Source organism: Thioclava sp. DLFJ5-1, assembly GCF_002020115.1.
Taxonomy (GTDB): domain Bacteria; phylum Pseudomonadota; class Alphaproteobacteria; order Rhodobacterales; family Rhodobacteraceae; genus Thioclava; species Thioclava sediminum.
Map to the genome: position 1 here is coordinate 249244 of NZ_MPZU01000001.1, position 18095 is coordinate 267338.

The following is an 18095-nucleotide window of genomic DNA, read 5'->3' on the forward strand; positions in this document are numbered from 1 at the left end:
GAACCATGACCGAACTGGTGATTTTCGACTGCGACGGGGTGCTGATCGATTCCGAGATCATCTCGGCGCAGATGCTGATCGACGAGCTTGCCAAGCTGCGGGTGGCGATCGACCTCGACTATGTCGCGCGGCATTTCCTCGGACGCTCCTACCCCACCGTGATGAAGCAGATCCGCTACGAATTCGGGCTCGATCTGCCGGAGGAGTTCGAGGCGCAATATCGCGCGCGACTGCTGGACGCGTTCGAGCGCGAGTTGCAGGTGATGCCGGGCGTGGCCGATGTGATGGAGAGGCTGGACGTGCCGTGGTGCGTGGCCACCTCGTCGAGCCAGCCGCGCGCGGAACGCTCGCTGGAAATCGCGGGGCTGCGCGAACGGGTGGGCGACCGGCTGTTCACGGCAAGCGAGGTCGCGCATGGCAAACCCGCCCCCGATCTGTTCCTCCATGCGGCAAAGAAGATGGGCGCGGCCCCTGCCCGCACATTGGTGATCGAGGACAGTCTCAACGGCATCCGCGCCGGGCTTGCGGCCGGTATGGAAGTCTGGCGCTTCACCGGCGGCAGCCATCTGGCCGGGCGCGATCTGACCCCGCCCGAGGACGCGCAGCCGCATCGCGAATTTGCGCATTTCACCGAGTTCTTCCAGAATGAGCCGACTAGGGAGAAAGATTCGTGAACCGTATGAGTGACGCCGAAACCTCGCGCGATGACGAGGCGGCACGGGCCGGATGGCTCTATTATGTCGGCGGAATGACGCAGGACCAGATCGCCGCCGAGCTGGGCGTCTCGCGCCAACGCGCGCAGCGGCTGGTGAGCCGCGCGGTCTCCGAGGGGCTGGTGCGGGTGCGCATCGAGCACAAGATCGGGGCCTGTCTGGAACTGGAAGCGGCGCTGATCCGGCGCTTCGGCCTGCAGACAGCGCGCGTCGCGCCCTCGCTAGGCGAACGGGGCGATCCCTCTGCGGCCACTGCGGCCTTCGCCGCCACGCTTCTCGAACGCATCCTCGCACGCTCCGAGCCACAGGTGATCGCCTTCGGCACCGGGCGCTCGCTGTCGGCGATGGTGAACGAGGTGATGCAGCGCCCCGCGACCGCGCATAAAATCGTCTCGCTGATCGGCAACATCGCGCCCGACGGCTCGGCTTCGTTCTACGACGTCATCATGCGCATGGCCGACAAGCTGCGCCTGCCGCATTACCCGATGCTGGTGCCGGTGATCTCGGAGACGGTGGAAGAGCGCGCGATGTTCGACAAGCTCAAGCCGGTTCAGGCGGTGCAGCGGCTTGCGGCGGCGGCGGATGCGACCTTCGTGGGCGTCGGTCAGTTGGGCGAGGACGCACCGGTCTACAAGGACGGCTTCGTCACCCTTGCCGAGCTGGAGGAATTGCGCGACGCGGGCGGCGTGGGCGAGCTCGTGGGCTCGTTCTACGATGCGCAGGGCAATTACATCGCCACCCCCACCACCGCACGGTTCGGCTCGTTCCGGATTGAGCCCAAGCGCGAGGCGCCGGTGATCGGCATCGCAGCCGGCCCATCGAAACTGGTCGCGATTCGTGCAGCTCTTGCAGGCGGGCTTCTTAACGGGCTCGTGACCGATGAGCCGACGGCCCAGGCCCTGTTGGAAGACTGACGCCGAAACAAGGCGTTACTGTCAGCGTTAACAATTATTCAAGACATCGCAGTAATTCTGGATTGACAGTTTAGGTCGTGTTTGTGAATATTTTCTCACAGTTTGGGCATATGCTCAAAACTCAAGGGAGGAAATCTATGACTTACACGATCCGGGCGCTCATGGGCGCCTGTGCTCTTGGCGCGCTTGCGACTGCCGCGGCCGCCGAGACCACCATCACCGTCGCGACCGTGAACAACGGCGACATGGTCCGCATGCAGGGCCTGATGGACGACTTCTACGCCGAGCATCCCGACATCAAAGTCGAATGGGTCACGCTGGAAGAGAACGTTCTGCGCCAGAAGGTCACCACCGACATCGCCACCAAGGGCGGTCAGTTCGACGTGCTGACCATCGGCACCTACGAGGTTCCGATCTGGGGCAAGCAGGGCTGGCTCGTGCCGCTCGACGGCATGCCCGACAGCTATGACGTGAACGACCTGCTGCCGCAGATCCGTTCGGGCCTGACGGTCGACGATCACCTCTATGCCGCGCCCTTCTACGGCGAGAGCTCCTTCGTGATGTATCGCAAGGACCTGATGGAAAAGGCCGGGATGGAAATGCCCGAGAAGCCGACTTGGTCCGACATCGAGAAAGCCGCCGCGGCGATGACCGACAAGGACAACGAAGTCTACGGCATCTGTCTGCGCGGCAAGGCCGGCTGGGGCGAGAACGCAGCCTTCCTGAGCGCGATGGACAACTCGATGGGCGGCCGCTGGTTCGACGAGAACTGGACCCCGCAATTCGACACCGCGCCGTGGAAAGAGACCCTGACGCGTTATCTCGACATGATGAACAAATACGGGCCTCCGGGCGCCTCGTCCAACGGGTTCAACGAGAACCTCGCGCTGTTCCAGCAGGGCAAGTGCGGCATGTGGATCGACGCGACCGTGGCGGCTTCCTTCGTGACCAACCCGCAGGACTCGACCGTGGCCGACAAGGTGGGCTTCGCGCTCGCGCCGAACAAGGAAGGCGTCGACAAGCGCGCGAACTGGCTCTGGGCCTGGTCGCTGGCGATCCCGGCGGGCACCCAGAAGGAAGAGGCTGCCAAGACCTTCATCGAATGGGCGACCTCCAAGCACTACACCGAGCTGGTTGCCGAGAAAGAGGGCTGGGCGAACGTGCCCCCGGGCACCCGCACCTCGCTCTACGAGAACCCGAAATATCTCGAAGCGGCGCCCTTCGCGAAGCTGACGCTCGACTCGATCAACGCGGCTGACCCGAAGAACCCCTCGGTCCAGCCGGTCCCCTATACGGGCGTCCAGTTCGTCGCGATCCCCGAGTTCCAGGCGATCGGCACCGCTGTCGGTCAGCAGTTCTCGGCGGCTCTCGCAGGGCAAGTCTCGGCCGATCAGGCGCTGCAAAGCGCACAAAGCCTGACCGAGCGTGAGATGAAGAAGGCCGGTTACATCAAGTAACCTGCCCCCTCCCTGGCCGGGGCGGTCATTTTGGGTCTGACCGCCCCGTGCCTCTTTTTGCAACTCCCGATAACCGGAGCCGGACCGATGTCCACGCAAGCCTCGCGCTCTGCCGCGCGCCTTATGATTTCGCCATCCGTCATCTTGCTGTTTCTTTGGATGGCAGTGCCATTGGGCATGACGATCTGGTTCTCGTTCCAGCGCTACAACCTGTTGATGCCCGGTCAGGGCGGCTTCGTGGGCTGGGACAATTACTATTACTTCCTGACCGATCCCGCCTTCTTCACCGCGTTGATCAACACGCTGGTACTGGTGGGGGGTGTGCTTCTGATCACCGTGTTCGGTGGCATCCTGCTCGCGCTGCTGCTCGATCAGCCGATCTTCGGCCAAGGCATCGTGCGAGTTCTCGTGATCGCGCCCTTCTTCGTCATGCCGACCGTGTCCGCGCTGGTCTGGAAGAACATGCTCTATAATCCGGTGAACGGCATTTTTGCCTATCTCGCCAAGGCGATAGGGCTGCAACCATACGACTTTCTCGCCCATGCGCCGATGCTCTCGATCACCATTATCGTGGCCTGGCAATGGCTGCCCTTCGCGACGCTGATCCTGCTGACCGCGCTGCAATCGCTCGATAGCGAGCAGCTGGAAGCCGCCGAGATGGATGGCGCGGGCGCGCTGTCGCGGTTCTTCTACATCATGCTGCCGCATCTGGCGCGCGCCGCGACCGTGGTGATCCTCATTCAGACGATCTTCCTACTCTCGACCTTCGCGGAAATCCTCGTGACCACGAATGGCGGCCCGGGCAACGCGTCCACCACGCTGACCTATCTCGTCTATGTCCAGTCGCTGCTGCAATTCGACGTGGGCGGAGGCGCTGCTGGCGGTGTGATCGCCGTGATCCTCGCAAATATCGTCGCGATCTTCCTGATGCGGATGATCGGCAAGAACCTGGAGGCGTAATCCAATGGCGCGCAAAGTATCAAACCGCCGCCGCGTGATCATGTCGGTGATCGCATGGGCACTGGCCTTCGTGATCTTCTTCCCGATCCTCTGGACGATCATCCTGTCGTTCAAGACCGAGGGCAACGCGATCAAGGCGCCCTGGGACGTGCTGACCTCGTCCTGGACGTTTGACAGCTACCACGTCGTGCAGGAGCGCTCGAACTACTTCCGCCACTTCATGAACTCGGTGGTGATCTCGTTCGGCTCCACCCTGCTGGCGCTGGTGATCGCGATCCCCTCGGCTTGGGCCATGGCCTTCGTGCCGGGCAAGCGCACCAAGGACGTGCTGATGTGGATGCTGTCCACGAAGATGATGCCCGCGGTGGGCGTGCTCGTCCCGATCTACCTGATGTTCCGCGACTGGGGCTTGCTGGATACCCGGACAGGTCTGGTCATCGTGCTCTGCCTGATGAACCTGCCGATCGTGATCTGGATGCTCTTCACCTACTTCAAGGAAATCCCGAAGGACATCCTCGAAGCCGCGCGCATGGACGGGGCCACGCTGGGGGGCGAGATCCTCTACGTGCTCACCCCGATGGCCGTGCCCGGTATCGCCTCGACGCTTCTGCTGAACGTGATCCTCGCCTGGAACGAAGCGTTCTGGACCCTGAACCTGACTGCGGCGAAAGCCGCCCCCCTCACCGCTTTCATTGCCGCCTATTCCAGCCCCGAAGGGCTGTTCTACGCGAAACTCTCTGCCGCCTCGACGCTCGCTATCGCACCGATCCTGATCCTCGGCTGGTTCAGCCAGAAACAGCTGGTGCGTGGCCTGACCTTCGGCGCCGTGAAATAAGGAGCTAAACCCATGGGACAGATAACCCTCAAGGGCGTCCGCAAGGCCTTCGGCGATGTCGAGGTCATCCCCCCGCTCGATCTGGAAATCAACGATGGCGAGTTCGTCGTCTTCGTCGGCCCCTCGGGCTGCGGCAAATCCACCCTTCTTCGCCTGATTGCGGGCCTGGAAGATGTCTCCGGCGGTGAAATCGAGATCAACGGTCAACCGTCGGCCGAACTGCCCCCCGCCAAGCGCGGTCTGGCGATGGTGTTCCAAAGCTACGCGCTCTACCCGCATATGTCGGTGCGCAAGAACATCGCCTTCCCGCTGAAAATGGCGAAGCTCGATCAAGCGGCGGCGAAGGAGAAGGTCGACAATGCCGCGCGCATTCTCAACTTGACCGACTATCTCGACCGCCGTCCCGGCCAGCTTTCGGGCGGTCAGCGTCAGCGGGTCGCGATCGGCCGCGCCATCGTGCGTGAACCGGCGGCGTTCCTGTTCGACGAGCCGCTGTCGAACCTTGATGCGGCGCTGCGCGTGAACATGCGTCTTGAGATTTCCGAGCTGCACCAGAAGCTCAAGACCACGATGGTCTATGTGACGCACGATCAGGTCGAGGCAATGACCATGGCCGACAAGATCGTCGTGCTGCAGGCTGGCCGGATCGAACAGGTCGGCTCTCCGCTCGAGCTGTATCGCACGCCGCGCAACAAGTTCGTCGCGGGCTTCATCGGCTCGCCCAAGATGAACTTCATCGAAGGCGACGAGGCCGCGAAATACGGGGCCGACAGCATCGGCATCCGCCCCGAGCATATCGAGGTCTCCACCACGGAAGGCGCGTGGAAAGGCACCGTCGGCGTCTCCGAGCATCTGGGATCGGACACGTTCCTGCATGTGGAGACCGAGTATGGCCTGATCAACGTGCGCGGCGGTGGCGAGATCGGCCTGCATTCGGGCGACAATGTCTACCTGACGCCTGATCTGAGCCAGCTTCATAAATTCGACGCGCAAGGGCAGGCAATCTGATGCGACTGAAAGGCAAACGCGCCCTGATCACCGGCGCCGCGCGCGGGATCGGCCGCGCCTTCGCGGAGAAATACATCGCGGAAGGGGCCGAGGTCGTGATCGGCGATATCGACATCGCGCGGGCCGAAGACACCGCAGCCGAGATCGGTGCTGTCGCTCTGAAGCTCGACGTGACCGACCCGGCCAGCATCGACGCCGCGATGGAGAAGATGCGCGCCTCGGGCGGGATCGACATCCTGATCAACAACGCAGCGATCTTCACGGCGGCCCCCCTCGTGGAGATCACCCACGAAGACTACGCCCGCGTCTTCAAGATCAATGTCGAAGGCACGCTGTTCATGATGCAGGCGGCGGCGAAAGAGATGATCGCGCAAGCCCGTGGCGGCAAGATCATCAACATGGCGTCTCAGGCCGGGCGGCGTGGCGAGGCTCTGGTGGCGGTCTATTGCGCCTCCAAGGCCGCTGTCATCAGCCTCACCCAATCGGCGGGTCTGAACCTGATCGAACACGGCATCAACGTGAACGCAATCGCACCCGGAGTGGTCGATGGCGAGCATTGGGACGGCGTCGACGCCTTCTTCGCGAAATACGAGAGCAAACCCTTGGGCCAGAAGAAAAAAGAGGTGGGCGAAGCCGTCCCCTTCGGCCGCATGGGCACCGCTGCCGATCTGACCGGCATGGCCGTTTTCCTCGCCTCGGACGAGGCCGAATACATCGTCGCCCAGACCTACAATGTCGACGGCGGAAACTGGATGAGCTGATATGACACTTTCCAACGACACCCTCTCCGAGCTTCCCGCAGACGTGGCGCGCCCCGGTTACGACCGTGCCGCGCTCACCCCCGGCATCGTTCATATCGGCTGCGGCAATTTCCACCGGGCGCATCAGGCGGTGTATCTCGACGATCTGTTCGAGCTTGGCGAAGGCCATGACTGGGCGCTCATGGGCGCAGGCGTTCGCCCGGGAGATGCCAAGATGCGCGAGGCAGTGCTGGCGCAAGACGGTCTGTATAGCGTGATCGAGCTGGACCCGGCGGCAAAATCGGCGCGCGTGATCGGCTCGATGGTCGGCTTCGCCGAGGTCGCCTCGGGCAACGCCCCGCTGATCGCCGCGATGTCGCAGCCCAGCGTGCGGATCGTGTCGCTCACCGTGACCGAGGGCGGCTATTACATCGACCCGAAGACCGGGACGTTCAGCCCGACCCATCCCGACATTCAAGCCGATGCGGCCAACCCCGACGCCCCCGAGACCGCCTTCGGCGCGATCATCGCGGCGCTGAAGGCGCGCCGTGCCTCGAGCGTGCCGCCTTTCACCGTGATGTGCTGCGACAACGTCCCCCATAACGGCCATGTCACGCGCGACGCGGTCTGCGGGCTGGCGGAACTGTCGGACCCGGAATTGAGCGCGTGGATCAAGGCCAATGTCGCCTTCCCGAACTCGATGGTGGACCGGATCACCCCGGCCACCGGCCCGCGCGAGCGCGCATTGGCCGAAAGCTTCGGGATCGAGGACGCCGCCCCCGTCACCTGCGAGCCCTTCCGCCAATGGGTGATGGAGGACAATTTCCCCGCTGGCCGCCCTGCGCTGGAGAAGGTCGGCGTGACCTTCACCGATGCGGTCGACCGGTTCGAGACGATGAAAATCCGCATTCTCAATGGCGGTCACGCGATCATCGCCTATGCTGCCGGGCTGCGCGACATCGAATACGCCCATGAGGCGATGGCCGACGATCAGATCCGCGCCTATCTCGACAAGATCGAGACGACCGAGATCCTGCCCATCGTGCCGCCGGTGCCGGAGACAGATCTGAACGATTACAAGCAGTTGATCCTCGACCGCTTCTCGAACCCGGAAGTGGCCGACACGATCCGCCGCCTGTGCCTCGACGGGTCGAACCGGCAGCCGAAATTCATCATCACTTCGATCAACGACTGCGTCGCGCAGGGCCGCGATTGCACCGGGCTGATCCTCGAAAGCGCGCTGTGGTGCCGCTATTGCTACGGCACCAGCGAGACCGGGGCGGAGATCGCGCCGAACGATCCGAACTGGGATCACCTCGTCGCGCAGTCGAAGCTGGCGAAGGAACGTCCCGCCGCGTGGCTGGAAATGTCGGAAATCTACGGCGATCTGGCCGAGAATGCCGAGGTCGTGGCGAAATTCACAGCGCTTCTGAACGACGTCTGGGCGCGCGGCTCGCACTCGGTGATCGCGGATTATCTGGCGGGCTGACGGCCCGCCCCCTTCCCTCGATGCTCCCCCCTTGCAAAACTCTCGCAAGGATTCGAAATTAAACGGGTGTTCAATTCATCCGGTTGAGGTCGAGCCTTTGCCGAAAGTGAGCTCGGGGAGGAGTTTCATGGATTACGCGCTCAGCGAGGAACAGCAGGCCATTTTCGATATGGCTTACGCCTTCGGGCAAGACGAGATCGCCCCCCATGCCGAGGCGTGGGAAGAGGCGGGCACGATCCCGAAAGAACTCTGGCCGAAAGTGGCCGAGCTGGGTCTGGGCGGCATTTACGTCTCCGAAGACTATGGCGGATCGGGACTGTCGCGCCTCGATGCCACGCTCGTCTTCGAGGCGCTGGCGATGTCCTGCCCGGCCGTGGGCTCGTTCCTGTCGATCCACAACATGTGCGGCGGCATGATCGACAAGTTCGGCTCGGACGAGGACAAGGCGCGCTGGCTGCCCGATCTGGTCAGCATGAAGAAAGTCTTCTCCTACTGCCTGACCGAGCCGGGCTCGGGCTCAGACGCGGCGGCATTGCGCACCAAGGCCGAGCGTTCGAACGAGGGCTGGGTGCTCAACGGCACCAAGGCGTTCATCTCGGGCGGCGGCTATTCGGATGTCTACGTGACGATGGTCCGCACCGGCGATCCGGGGCCCAAGGGCATCTCCACCGTGGTCGTCGAGGACGGCGCAAAGGGGCTCAGCTTCGGCGGGCTGGAGCGCAAAATGGGCTGGAAAGCTCAGCCGACCGCGCAGGTGCAATTCGACGATTGCCACATTCCGGCGGAGAATCTGCTGGGCGAAGAGGGCAAAGGTTTCAGTTATGCGATGGCAGGCCTCGATGGCGGGCGTCTGAACATCGCGGCCTCCGCCCTGGGCGGCGCGCAGGCCGCGCTGACCAAGACGCTGGCCTATATGGGCGAGCGCAAGGCCTTCGGCAAATCGCTCGATCAGTTTCAGGCGCTGCAATTCCGCCTCGCCGAGATGGAGGTGAAACTGGAATCCGCGCGCACTTTCCTGCGCCAGGCGGCGTGGAAGCTCGACAATAAGACCCATGATGCGACGAAGTTCTGCGCCATGGCTAAACTCTATGTGACGGATGCCTCATTCGATGTGGCAAACCAATGCCTGCAATTGCATGGTGGTTACGGCTATCTTGCCGATTACGGGATCGAGAAGCTCGTACGCGACCTGCGCGTGCACCAGATCCTTGAGGGCACGAATGAAATCATGCGGCTGATCGTCAGTCGCGCGATGCTGGCGGAGCGCGGATGACCGAAGAAACGATGATCGCACGAAAAGAAGGTCGCGCCGGACGGCTGACCTTCAATCGACCCAAGGCGCTCAACGCGCTCGATCACGACATGGCCATGGCGATCGAGGCGGCCCTCGATCGATGGCGCGACGATCCGGAGGTCGATCTTGTCGTGATCGACGCGGTGGGCGATCGCGCCTTCTGCTCGGGCGGCGACATCGCCGCCGTCTACCGGGCCGGGATCGCGGGCGACTATGCGCCCGGGCGCGATTTCTGGCGCGACGAATACCGGATGAACGCCAAGATCGCGGAATATCCCAAACCCATCGTCGCCTTCATGCAGGGCTTCGTCATGGGCGGAGGCGTCGGCGTCGGCGGCCATGCCAGCCACCGGATCGTGGGCGAAAGCACGCAAGTGGCGATGCCCGAAAGCGGGATCGGGCTGATCCCGGACGTGGGCGGCACGCTGTTGCTGGCGCGCGCGCCGGGCCATGTGGGCGAATATCTCGGCCTGACCGGGGCGCGGATGAACGCGGCCGACGCGCTCTATGCGGGGTTTGCCGATATGTTCGTGCCCGAGACCGATTGGGAAGAGTTGAAGACCCGGCTCATCGAGACCGGCAATATCGACACCCTACCCCATCCGCGCACCCCGCCCGAAGCCGGCAAGCTGGAGGCCCTGCGCCCCGAGATCGACCGCATCTTCTGGGCCGAGAACCTCAGCGCGATCGTCGCCAAGCTCGAGACCTCGGGCAGCGAGTTCGCCGAGAAGACCTACAAGACGGTGCTGCGCAACTCCGCGCTCTCGATGGAAGCGACGCTGCGCCTGATCCGCATGACCCGCGCCGAGAACACCATCCGCGCCGCCCTCACCCATGAGTTCCGCTTTACCTGGCGTGCGGCGGAGCTAGGTGATTTTCTCGAGGGCGTGCGGGCGCAGATCATCGACAAGGATCGCAATCCGCAATGGAAATACGCTCTGGATGCGCTGCCGGAAGAGGCGGTCGCGCAGATGCTGGAGCCGCTCGGCCCCGAATGGGCCATCTGGGAGGAGACACCATGAAAATCGCATTTATCGGGCTTGGAAACATGGGTGGGCCGATGGCGGCCAATCTGGTCGCCGCGGGTCACAAGGTGATCGGCTTCGACCTCACCGCCCCGCCGCCCGAGGGCGTGGGTCAGGCAACGACCGCAGCGGCGGCGGCTCAGGAGGCCGAGGTTGTCATCACCATGCTGCCCAACGGCCAGATCCTGCGCGACGTCGCCAAGGAAGTGATCCCGGCGATGCAGGAAGATGCGGTGCTGTGCGATTGCTCGACCGTCGATGTCGATAGCGCGAAAGCGGTCGCCGCGATGGCGGCGGAGCGTGGCCTCGGTTCGCTCGACGCGCCGGTCTCCGGCGGCGTAGGCGGCGCGACCAACGGGACGCTGACCTTCATGGTGGGCGGCGACGACAAGAGCTTCGAGATCGTGAAGCCGCTCTTCGACGTGATGGGCCAGAAGGCCGTGCATTGCGGTGAAGCGGGCGCCGGTCAGGCTGCGAAGATCTGCAACAACATGATCCTCGGCGTGACTATGATCGCGACCTGCGAAGCCTTCGCGCTGGCCGACAAGCTGGGCCTCGATCGCGAGAAGATGTTCGACGTGGTCTCGACCTCTTCCGGTCAGAGCTGGTCGATGAACACCTATTGCCCCGCGCCGGGCGTCGGGCCGCAATCGCCTGCCGACAACGACTACAAGCCGGGTTTCGCCGCCGAGCTGATGCTCAAGGACCTGCGGCTGAGCCAGCAGGCCGCCGAGAGCGCCGATGCCGACACGCCGATGGGCAAGCTCGCCTCTGCACTCTACACAGCTTTCGTGGAAGCTGAAGGCGGCAAGGGGCGCGATTTCTCGGCCATGCTGCCGCGGTTCGAGAAGCGCTCGCGCAGCTGAGCGGGGGCGCGTCACCGCGCCTCCAGCAGTTAATCCTTGCCGCTTGAGCTTGCGTAACAGTATCAAGATCAAAGGAAACTGCGCCACCGAAAGGGCTTTGCATGTTCAAGAACAATGTCGGCGGCATCGACCGCACTCTGCGCATCGTGATCGGGCTGGCCCTGATCATCGGCTTCTTCGTCACCCCGCCCAGCCCCTATCACTGGCTGTACTGGATCGGGTTGATCCCGCTTGCGACCGGGTTGCTGGGCACCTGCCCGCTTTATTCGATGCTGGGCGTCAACACCTGCAAGAAGTAACCCCTACGACCTAAGTTCGCCCTTGGGCGAGCCGGACCCCGCCGAAGGACTGCGTGTCTTCGGCGGGGTCTTGCTTGTGAGAAGGTATGTTTCGATTCCGCAATGGAACGGCTCGGCAGGTATGGTCATTCATATCCCGAGACGCGCCTGAGGCGCTTATGGAAAGGAGAGGTCACATGAAACGCCTGACCCAGCTTACCCTCGCCGCCGCCCTCGGGGCGAGCCTTCTGCCCGGTGCGGCCCTTGCCGACGGGCATGGCCACGGCAAGTGGAAGAACGACCGCGGCCACGCGGAGCGCAATTACAAGGGCTGCCCGCCGGGGCTGGCCAAGAAGAACAATGGCTGCCGCCCGCCGGGCCTCGCCAAGAAGAGCTATCGCCATGACGACGAGCGCGATGACGCATGGCGAGACGCCGACCACCGCTGGCGTCGCGGCGACCGGATCATTGGTGACTACGTCCTGATCCGCGACCCGAATCGCTACGGGTTAAACGACAATCGGACCTACTGGCGTTCGAACGGATACGTCTATCAGGTCGACCGTCAGACCGGCGAAGTGCTCGCATTGATCGGACTCGCGCGTTCGATCCTCGGGAACTGACCGCGCAAACGCAGAAACGACGTTCAAAATGACGTTACGAAAAGTGAAGACCCGCGCGTGTTTGCGCGGGTCTTTCATATTTTCTGAAACCACCATTAGAATTTATTTAAGCATTTTCAGCGCCCTAGCAAAACCGCCGGCACACAATCGCACACAAACGCGTGCATAGCGGTAATGCGGAATCTGCAATGGACCTTTTCGCCGCAATGCGGCATTTGGTCCACCAAGACGAAAGGAAACGCGCATGACTTATCTTCCCCGTATCGCGCTGATCGCGGTGATCGGTGCAGCCCTTACCCCGATGGCAGCTCTCGCAGATGGTCCGATGAGCGCCGCAGGTTCGAAACTCGCTTCGAGCGTCTCGGTCGCAAACCAGGCAAATGCTGAAAAGCCCTCGGTTCGTAACAACCTTCTGTGGCAAGTTGGCCAGCAGATCACCGAGAACCACGTTCGCCTCCGCCAGCCCGACGCATTCGGCCTGAAGGCTGACGCGACCTACTGGCGCTCGTTTGGCTACATCTACGAAGTCAGCCCCGAGAACGGCGAAGTGATCGCCCAGATCGGCAAAGCTTCGGACGTCGTCGGCTTCTGAGCCACAGTCCAGACGGAAAGTTACGAACGGGCGGAACCACTCCGCCCGTTTTTTCTTGTCCTCAAAAGCTTGGAGGACAGAAACATGCGTCGATTCTCAATTTCATTGCCCGATGGTATCTGCGTGGCTAGGCTTTCGTGATGAGGATCGTGACACGCCCGCTCGCCCTGATCGCGCTGATCTGCGCCCTGCCCGCCCTCGCCTCCGCCGAAGGATCGGCGCAAGGGGTCCAAGTGATGCGCGGCGGCAAGATCGACATGGGCAATGCCACAGCCGAGACCAAGACCGCTGCAAAAGCCGCGCCGGAGTGCAAGACGCTCACGACGGGGGACACGTTCTGCAAGGTCGCCACGACCAACGGAACGGCGCGCTGGGTGCTGCAAGGCCAGATGGAGCCCGAGTTCAGCGTCGGCGACGACTTCCCGGTCTATCAGCATTCGATGATCCTGAACCTGCGCCGCTACGACCTGCCGATCGTGACCGGCGCCTGGCGCTACTACAGAGTACGCGGCGTGATCTACAAAGTGGGTGCGGAAGACCACAAGGTCATGGAAGTCATCGGCCGCACCGCGCGGCGCTGAGCCCGCGGTCACGGTCGAAGTCATCGGCGCGGCGGATCACTCCGCCGCGACTTTCACTCCCAGCATCTGCGCGAGGTAATGGCCGGTATGGCTGCGCGGATTTTCGGCCACCTGCTCCGGGGTGCCGACCGCCACGATCTCACCGCCGCCATCGCCGCCCTCAGGACCGATATCGATGATATGGTCGGCGGTCTTGATGACGTCGAGATTGTGCTCGATCACCACGACAGTGTTGCCCTGCTCCACGAGGCTGTGCAGCACCTCTAGCAGTTTTCGAACATCTTCGAAGTGCAGACCGGTCGTCGGCTCGTCCAGAATGTACAAAGTGCGACCTGTGGCGCGTTTCGACAGTTCCTTGGACAGTTTCACCCGCTGTGCCTCGCCGCCCGACAGGGTCGTCGCCTGCTGGCCGACCTTGATATAGCCAAGGCCCACCTCCATCAGCGCATCCATCTTCTCGCGGATCGAGGGCACCGCCTTGAAGAACTCCTGCGCGTCCTCGACCGTCATGTCGAGCACATCCGCGATGGACTTGCCCTTATACTGGATCTCGAGCGTCTCGCGGTTGTAGCGCTTGCCCTTGCAGGTCTCGCATTCGACATAGACGTCGGGCAGGAAGTGCATCTCGATCTTGATGACGCCATCGCCCTGACAGGCCTCGCAGCGCCCGCCCTTCACGTTGAACGAGAAGCGGCCCGGCTTGTAGCCGCGCGCCTTCGCCTCCGGCAGACCGGCGAACCAGTCGCGGATCGGGGTAAAGGCCCCGGTATAGGTCGCCGGGTTCGAGCGCGGCGTGCGCCCGATCGGGCGCTGATCGATGTCGATGACCTTGTCGAGATGCTCCAACCCTTTGATCGTGTCGCAGGGCGCGGGCGTCTGACGCGCGCCGTTGAGCCGCATCGAGGCGGTCTTGAACAGCGTCTCGATGGTGAGCGTTGATTTGCCCCCGCCCGAAACGCCGGTGACGCAGACGAACTTGCCCAGCGGGAACTCGGCCGTGACGTTCTTGAGGTTATTCCCCGTCGCGCCAACCACCTTGAGCTTCTTCTTGTTGCCCTTGCGCCGTTCCGTGGGCACCGCGATCTCGCGCTTGCCGGACAGATATTGCCCCGTCAGCGAGGCCGCATCGGCGGCGATCTCGTCGGGCGTGCCGCGCGCGATGACCTGACCGCCATGGACGCCCGCGCCGGGGCCGATATCGAAGACGTAATCGGCATGACGGATCGCATCCTCGTCATGCTCGACCACGATCACGGTATTGCCCTGATCGCGCAGGTTTTTCAGCGTCTGCAACAGCCGGTCATTGTCGCGCTGGTGCAGGCCGATCGAGGGCTCGTCGAGCACATAGAGCACGCCCGTCAGCCCCGAGCCGATCTGCGACGCCAACCTGATCCGCTGGCTCTCGCCGCCCGACAGCGTCCCCGCCGCGCGGCTCATCGTCAGGTAATCGAGGCCCACATTCACGAGGAAGCCGAGGCGTTCGCGGATTTCCTTGAGGATGGCCGTCGCGATCTCGTTCTTCTGGTTTGACAAGCTGCCCGGCACGGTGGCGACCCAGTCATGGGCCTCCTTGATCGACATCTCGACGACGTGGCCGACATGCTTGCCGCCGATCTTCACGGCCAGCGCTTCGGGCCGCAGGCGATAGCCGCCGCAGGCGTGGCAGGGGCGGTTGTTCTGATAGCGCTCCATCTCTTCGCGCGACCAGGCGGAGTCGGTCTCGCGGTAGCGGCGCTCCATGTTCGGGATGATCCCCTCGAAGGTGCGGCTGACCTCGTAGACGCGGCCGCCCTCATCGAAGCGGAACTTGATCTCCTGATCGCCCGAGCCGCGCAGGAACAGCTCCTGCACGTTTTCCGGCAGGTCCTTCCACGGCTTCTTCGGATCGAAGCCGTAATGTTTCGACAGCGCCTCGATCGTCTGGGTGTAATAGGGAGACTTGGTCCGCGCCCAAGGGGACAGCGCCCCGCCCTGCACCGAGAGCGTCACATCGGGCACCATCAGGCGCTCGTCGAAGAACAGCTCGACGCCGAGACCGTCACAGACCGGACAGGCCCCGAAGGGCGCGTTGAACGAGAACAGGCGCGGCTCGATCTCGGGAATGGTGAAACCCGACACCGGACAGGCGAAGTTTTCCGAAAATGTCGTGCGTTCGGGATCGCCCTCGCCTTCGCGCGGGGCGCTCTCGAAGATTGCGATGCCGTCAGCAAGGTCGAGCGCGGTGCGGAAGCTGTCCGCCAGCCGCGTCTCCATCCCCTCGCGCACGACGACACGGTCCACGACCACGTCGATGTTGTGGCGGAATTTCTTGTCGAGCGTCGGCGGTTCTTCCAGCTCGTAGAATTCGCCATTGACCTTCACGCGCTGGAAGCCCTGCTTGCGCAGCTCGATGAACTCCTTGCGATATTCGCCTTTGCGGTCGCGCACGATGGGGGCGAGCAGATAGCCGCGCGTGCCCTCCTCCATTTGCATCACGATATCGACCATGTCCTGCACCTGCTGCGCCTCGATCGGCTCGCCGGTGGCAGGCGAATAGGGCGTGCCCGCGCGGGCGTAGAGCAGACGCAGGTAGTCGTAGATTTCGGTCACGGTGCCGACGGTGGAGCGCGGGTTCTTCGACGTGGTCTTCTGCTCGATCGAGATCGCGGGCGACAGGCCCGAGATGTGATCGACATCCGGCTTGCCCATCATGTCGAGGAACTGGCGCGCATAGGCGCTCAGACTTTCGACATAGCGGCGCTGCCCTTCGGCATAGATCGTATCGAACGCCAGCGAGGATTTCCCGGAGCCCGAAAGCCCCGTGATCACCACAAACTGGTCGCGCGGAATATCGACATCCACGCCCTTGAGATTGTGCTCGCGCGCGCCGCGCACTTCGATGAACTTCAGTTCAGCCATCCACGCCCCCTTTATCACCAGCCCTAGATAGGTGTTTCCGTGCGAGTCTCCAATCCAAATCTGCGAACGAAATGTGAACTTTCTGCACTGCGCGGATGTCGCGCGCTTTGCGCGCGCCGCCTGCCCGCCTCGCAGCACGATCAAAATCGTGGCAGATCGGCATTAAATTCCATTTCTTGAATGTATTTTCGCTCCGTTCCGCGCTAATACTCTTGAAAGCCTCCCGGCATTTGCCACATGAGGCGGGAAACGGATCTTTCGGGTCCAGCGAACGCAAGAGGTATTGAGATGCTGAACTTCCTTCGTCCTTCCGGCGGTGGCCGCGTGGAAAAAATCTCGGCGAAAGACGCCGTGGCCAAGGCGAAAGCCGGCGAACTGACCGTCGTCGACGTGCGCGAGGGCATGGAAGTCAAAAGCTCGGGCAAGGCCAAGGGCGCGCTGCATATCCCGCTCGCGACGATCCGCATGAAGGCCGACCCGTCGAGCCCCGAGAAGCATCCCGAGCTGGACACGTCGAAGCCAGTCGCCCTGTACTGCGCCTCGGGCGCGCGCTCGGCAGGTGCGGCGCAGATGCTCGCCCAGCTTGGCTACGAGCATGTCTATAACATCGGCGGTCTGGGCGACTGGCACGCAGGCGGCGGCGAGATCGAACGCTGATCGCGCGCTGCATCGCATGATTTTGAAGGGGTCCCGCCGGGGCCCCTTTTGTTTTGCACGCCCCGCGGAATTGCGTGAGCGCGGCGCGTGCCTATATCGAGACCGAGTGTTTTCGCGTGGAGATGATCACGATGGGATATGCCAAGACTGCGATGCTGATGGCGGCGATGACGGCGCTGTTCATGGGGTTGGGCTACCTGATGGGGGGCGCGACCGGGATGGTGATCGCGCTGATCTTCGCCGCCGGGATGAATGTCTATTCGTGGTGGAATTCGGACAAGATGGTGCTGCGGATGCATAACGCGCATCTCGTGGCGCCGGGCGACCGCGCGGGGCTGAACGCGCTGGTGGGGCAACTGGCGAAAAATGCCGACCTGCCGATGCCCGCCGTCTACCTGATCGACACGCCGCAGCCCAACGCGTTCGCCACCGGCCGTAACCCCGAGAATGCCGCCGTGGCGGTAACCGCCGGGCTGATGCAGAGTCTGTCGCGCGAAGAGCTGTCCGGCGTGATCGCCCACGAGCTGGCCCATATCAAGCACCGCGACACCGCGATCATGACGGTGACGGCAAGCTTCGCCGGTGCGATCTCGATGCTGGCGAATTTCGCGCTGTTCTTCGGCGGCTCGCGCGAGCGGATGGGGATCATGGGCACGCTGGCGATGATGTTCCTCGCCCCGATGGCGGCAGCGCTGGTGCAGATGGCGATCTCGCGGACCCGCGAATATGCGGCCGACAAGGAAGGTTCTGCGATCTGCGGCAATCCGCTCTGGCTGGCCTCGGCGCTGCAGCGGATCGAGGCAGGCGCGCGCCGGGTCGAGAATGTCGCCGCCGAGCGCAATCCCGCGACCGCGCATATGTTCATCATCAACCCGCTGAGCGGGCACGGCGCGGATAACCTGTTTGCCACCCACCCTTCGACCGAGAACCGCGTGGCCGCGCTGCGCCAGATGGCGGGCGGTACGGGTGCGCGTCGTGAGCGCGCTGCGTCGGCACCGGGAGCGGGCGACTGGAGCGGTGCGCGCTCGATGCCGAGAGTACGGCGGAAGGGAAAAGACGGGCCTTGGTCATGACCAGCACGGGGCGACCAGCCCCGGGCCGCGCCCGACCCTCCCCCCCGGGAGGGCGCATTGGCGATGTCAGCGCGGGCAGAGCCGACTTGCGG

General features: G+C 63.3%; 18 protein-coding genes. 17 read left to right on the top strand and 1 reads right to left on the bottom strand.

What is annotated here, in order from left to right:
• Positions 1–5 precede the first annotated feature (5 nt).
• From BMI86_RS01225 to BMI86_RS01295, 15 genes are all read left to right on the top strand, one after another.
• Complete coding sequence (locus BMI86_RS01225) at positions 6–674, top strand: HAD family hydrolase (RefSeq protein WP_078539412.1); 669 nt, start codon at positions 6–8, stop codon at positions 672–674.
• 5 nt (positions 675–679) lie between these two features.
• Positions 680–1627: a sugar-binding transcriptional regulator gene (locus tag BMI86_RS01230; RefSeq protein WP_078539413.1), complete on the top strand. Its 948-nt coding sequence runs from the start codon at positions 680–682 to the stop codon at positions 1625–1627.
• Positions 1628–1764: 137 nt separating this feature from the next.
• Positions 1765–3084: a sugar ABC transporter substrate-binding protein gene (locus tag BMI86_RS01235; RefSeq protein WP_078519296.1), complete on the top strand. Its 1320-nt coding sequence runs from the start codon at positions 1765–1767 to the stop codon at positions 3082–3084.
• Between the two features lie 87 nt (positions 3085–3171).
• Positions 3172–4044, top strand: a complete 873-nt coding sequence (locus BMI86_RS01240) for a sugar ABC transporter permease (RefSeq protein WP_078519297.1) — start codon at positions 3172–3174, stop codon at positions 4042–4044.
• Between the two features lie 4 nt (positions 4045–4048).
• A complete protein-coding gene (locus BMI86_RS01245) occupies positions 4049–4879 on the top strand; it encodes a carbohydrate ABC transporter permease (RefSeq protein ID WP_078539414.1) in 831 nt (276 codons plus the stop codon).
• Positions 4880–4891: 12 nt separating this feature from the next.
• Positions 4892–5887, top strand: coding sequence for an ABC transporter ATP-binding protein (locus BMI86_RS01250; RefSeq protein WP_078539415.1), 996 nt, complete (start codon positions 4892–4894; stop codon positions 5885–5887).
• On the top strand, positions 5884–6648 hold the full coding sequence (locus BMI86_RS01255; protein WP_078539416.1) for an L-iditol 2-dehydrogenase: 765 nt from the start codon (positions 5884–5886) through the stop codon (positions 6646–6648). Before BMI86_RS01250 ends, BMI86_RS01255 begins: the two co-directional genes overlap by 4 nt.
• 1 nt (position 6649) lies before the next feature.
• Positions 6650–8116 carry a mannitol dehydrogenase family protein gene (locus tag BMI86_RS01260; RefSeq protein WP_078539417.1) on the top strand — a complete coding sequence of 489 codons (1467 nt, stop codon included), beginning with the start codon at positions 6650–6652 and terminating at the stop codon, positions 8114–8116.
• A gap of 127 nt (positions 8117–8243) precedes the next feature.
• The gene (locus tag BMI86_RS01265) at positions 8244–9389 is read left to right on the top strand and encodes an acyl-CoA dehydrogenase family protein (RefSeq protein WP_078539418.1); all 1146 of its coding nucleotides are present in this window, start codon (positions 8244–8246) and stop codon (positions 9387–9389) included.
• Positions 9386–10432, top strand: coding sequence for an enoyl-CoA hydratase/isomerase family protein (locus BMI86_RS01270; RefSeq protein ID WP_078539419.1), 1047 nt, complete (start codon positions 9386–9388; stop codon positions 10430–10432). Before BMI86_RS01265 ends, BMI86_RS01270 begins: the two co-directional genes overlap by 4 nt.
• Entirely contained in the window at positions 10429–11301 is an 873-nt protein-coding gene (mmsB, locus tag BMI86_RS01275; RefSeq protein ID WP_078539420.1) for a 3-hydroxyisobutyrate dehydrogenase, read from the top strand. Before BMI86_RS01270 ends, mmsB begins: the two co-directional genes overlap by 4 nt.
• 101 nt (positions 11302–11402) lie before the next feature.
• Positions 11403–11600 carry a DUF2892 domain-containing protein gene (locus BMI86_RS01280; RefSeq protein WP_078539421.1) on the top strand — a complete coding sequence of 66 codons (198 nt, stop codon included), beginning with the start codon at positions 11403–11405 and terminating at the stop codon, positions 11598–11600.
• Positions 11601–11776: 176 nt separating this feature from the next.
• The gene (locus tag BMI86_RS01285) at positions 11777–12202 is read left to right on the top strand and encodes a hypothetical protein (protein WP_078519306.1); all 426 of its coding nucleotides are present in this window, start codon (positions 11777–11779) and stop codon (positions 12200–12202) included.
• Between the two features lie 244 nt (positions 12203–12446).
• A complete protein-coding gene (locus tag BMI86_RS01290) occupies positions 12447–12794 on the top strand; it encodes a hypothetical protein (RefSeq protein WP_078539422.1) in 348 nt (115 codons plus the stop codon).
• Between the two features lie 140 nt (positions 12795–12934).
• Positions 12935–13375, top strand: coding sequence for a hypothetical protein (locus BMI86_RS01295; RefSeq protein ID WP_078539423.1), 441 nt, complete (start codon positions 12935–12937; stop codon positions 13373–13375).
• 36 nt (positions 13376–13411) lie between these two features.
• Here the strand turns inward: BMI86_RS01295 and uvrA are convergent, their stop codons facing one another.
• Positions 13412–16273 (bottom strand): excinuclease ABC subunit UvrA, encoded by a 2862-nt coding sequence (gene uvrA / locus BMI86_RS01300; RefSeq protein ID WP_078539424.1) that lies wholly within the window; start codon positions 16271–16273, stop codon positions 13412–13414.
• Between the two features lie 288 nt (positions 16274–16561).
• On the opposite strand from uvrA, the gene BMI86_RS01305 reads away from it, so the two are divergent.
• Complete coding sequence (locus BMI86_RS01305; RefSeq protein ID WP_078539425.1) at positions 16562–16930, top strand: rhodanese-like domain-containing protein; 369 nt, start codon at positions 16562–16564, stop codon at positions 16928–16930.
• A gap of 131 nt (positions 16931–17061) precedes the next feature.
• A complete protein-coding gene (gene htpX, locus BMI86_RS01310) occupies positions 17062–18003 on the top strand; it encodes a zinc metalloprotease HtpX (RefSeq protein WP_078540395.1) in 942 nt (313 codons plus the stop codon).
• Positions 18004–18095 lie beyond the last annotated feature (92 nt).

Coding starts and splice junctions, on each gene's coding strand:
- BMI86_RS01270 (WP_078539419.1), top strand. CDS start 9,386: ATGACCGAAGAAACGATGATCGCACGAAAAGAAGGTCGCGCCGGACGG.
- BMI86_RS01225 (WP_078539412.1), top strand. CDS start 6: ATGACCGAACTGGTGATTTTCGACTGCGACGGGGTGCTGATCGATTCC.
- uvrA (WP_078539424.1), bottom strand. CDS start 16,273: ATGGCTGAACTGAAGTTCATCGAAGTGCGCGGCGCGCGCGAGCACAAT.
- BMI86_RS01235 (WP_078519296.1), top strand. CDS start 1,765: ATGACTTACACGATCCGGGCGCTCATGGGCGCCTGTGCTCTTGGCGCG.
- htpX (WP_078540395.1), top strand. CDS start 17,062: ATGGGATATGCCAAGACTGCGATGCTGATGGCGGCGATGACGGCGCTG.
- BMI86_RS01245 (WP_078539414.1), top strand. CDS start 4,049: ATGGCGCGCAAAGTATCAAACCGCCGCCGCGTGATCATGTCGGTGATC.
- BMI86_RS01285 (WP_078519306.1), top strand. CDS start 11,777: ATGAAACGCCTGACCCAGCTTACCCTCGCCGCCGCCCTCGGGGCGAGC.
- mmsB (WP_078539420.1), top strand. CDS start 10,429: ATGAAAATCGCATTTATCGGGCTTGGAAACATGGGTGGGCCGATGGCG.
- BMI86_RS01250 (WP_078539415.1), top strand. CDS start 4,892: ATGGGACAGATAACCCTCAAGGGCGTCCGCAAGGCCTTCGGCGATGTC.
- BMI86_RS01240 (WP_078519297.1), top strand. CDS start 3,172: ATGTCCACGCAAGCCTCGCGCTCTGCCGCGCGCCTTATGATTTCGCCA.
- BMI86_RS01280 (WP_078539421.1), top strand. CDS start 11,403: ATGTTCAAGAACAATGTCGGCGGCATCGACCGCACTCTGCGCATCGTG.
- BMI86_RS01230 (WP_078539413.1), top strand. CDS start 680: ATGAGTGACGCCGAAACCTCGCGCGATGACGAGGCGGCACGGGCCGGA.
- BMI86_RS01295 (WP_078539423.1), top strand. CDS start 12,935: ATGAGGATCGTGACACGCCCGCTCGCCCTGATCGCGCTGATCTGCGCC.
- BMI86_RS01305 (WP_078539425.1), top strand. CDS start 16,562: ATGCTGAACTTCCTTCGTCCTTCCGGCGGTGGCCGCGTGGAAAAAATC.
- BMI86_RS01260 (WP_078539417.1), top strand. CDS start 6,650: ATGACACTTTCCAACGACACCCTCTCCGAGCTTCCCGCAGACGTGGCG.
- BMI86_RS01265 (WP_078539418.1), top strand. CDS start 8,244: ATGGATTACGCGCTCAGCGAGGAACAGCAGGCCATTTTCGATATGGCT.
- BMI86_RS01290 (WP_078539422.1), top strand. CDS start 12,447: ATGACTTATCTTCCCCGTATCGCGCTGATCGCGGTGATCGGTGCAGCC.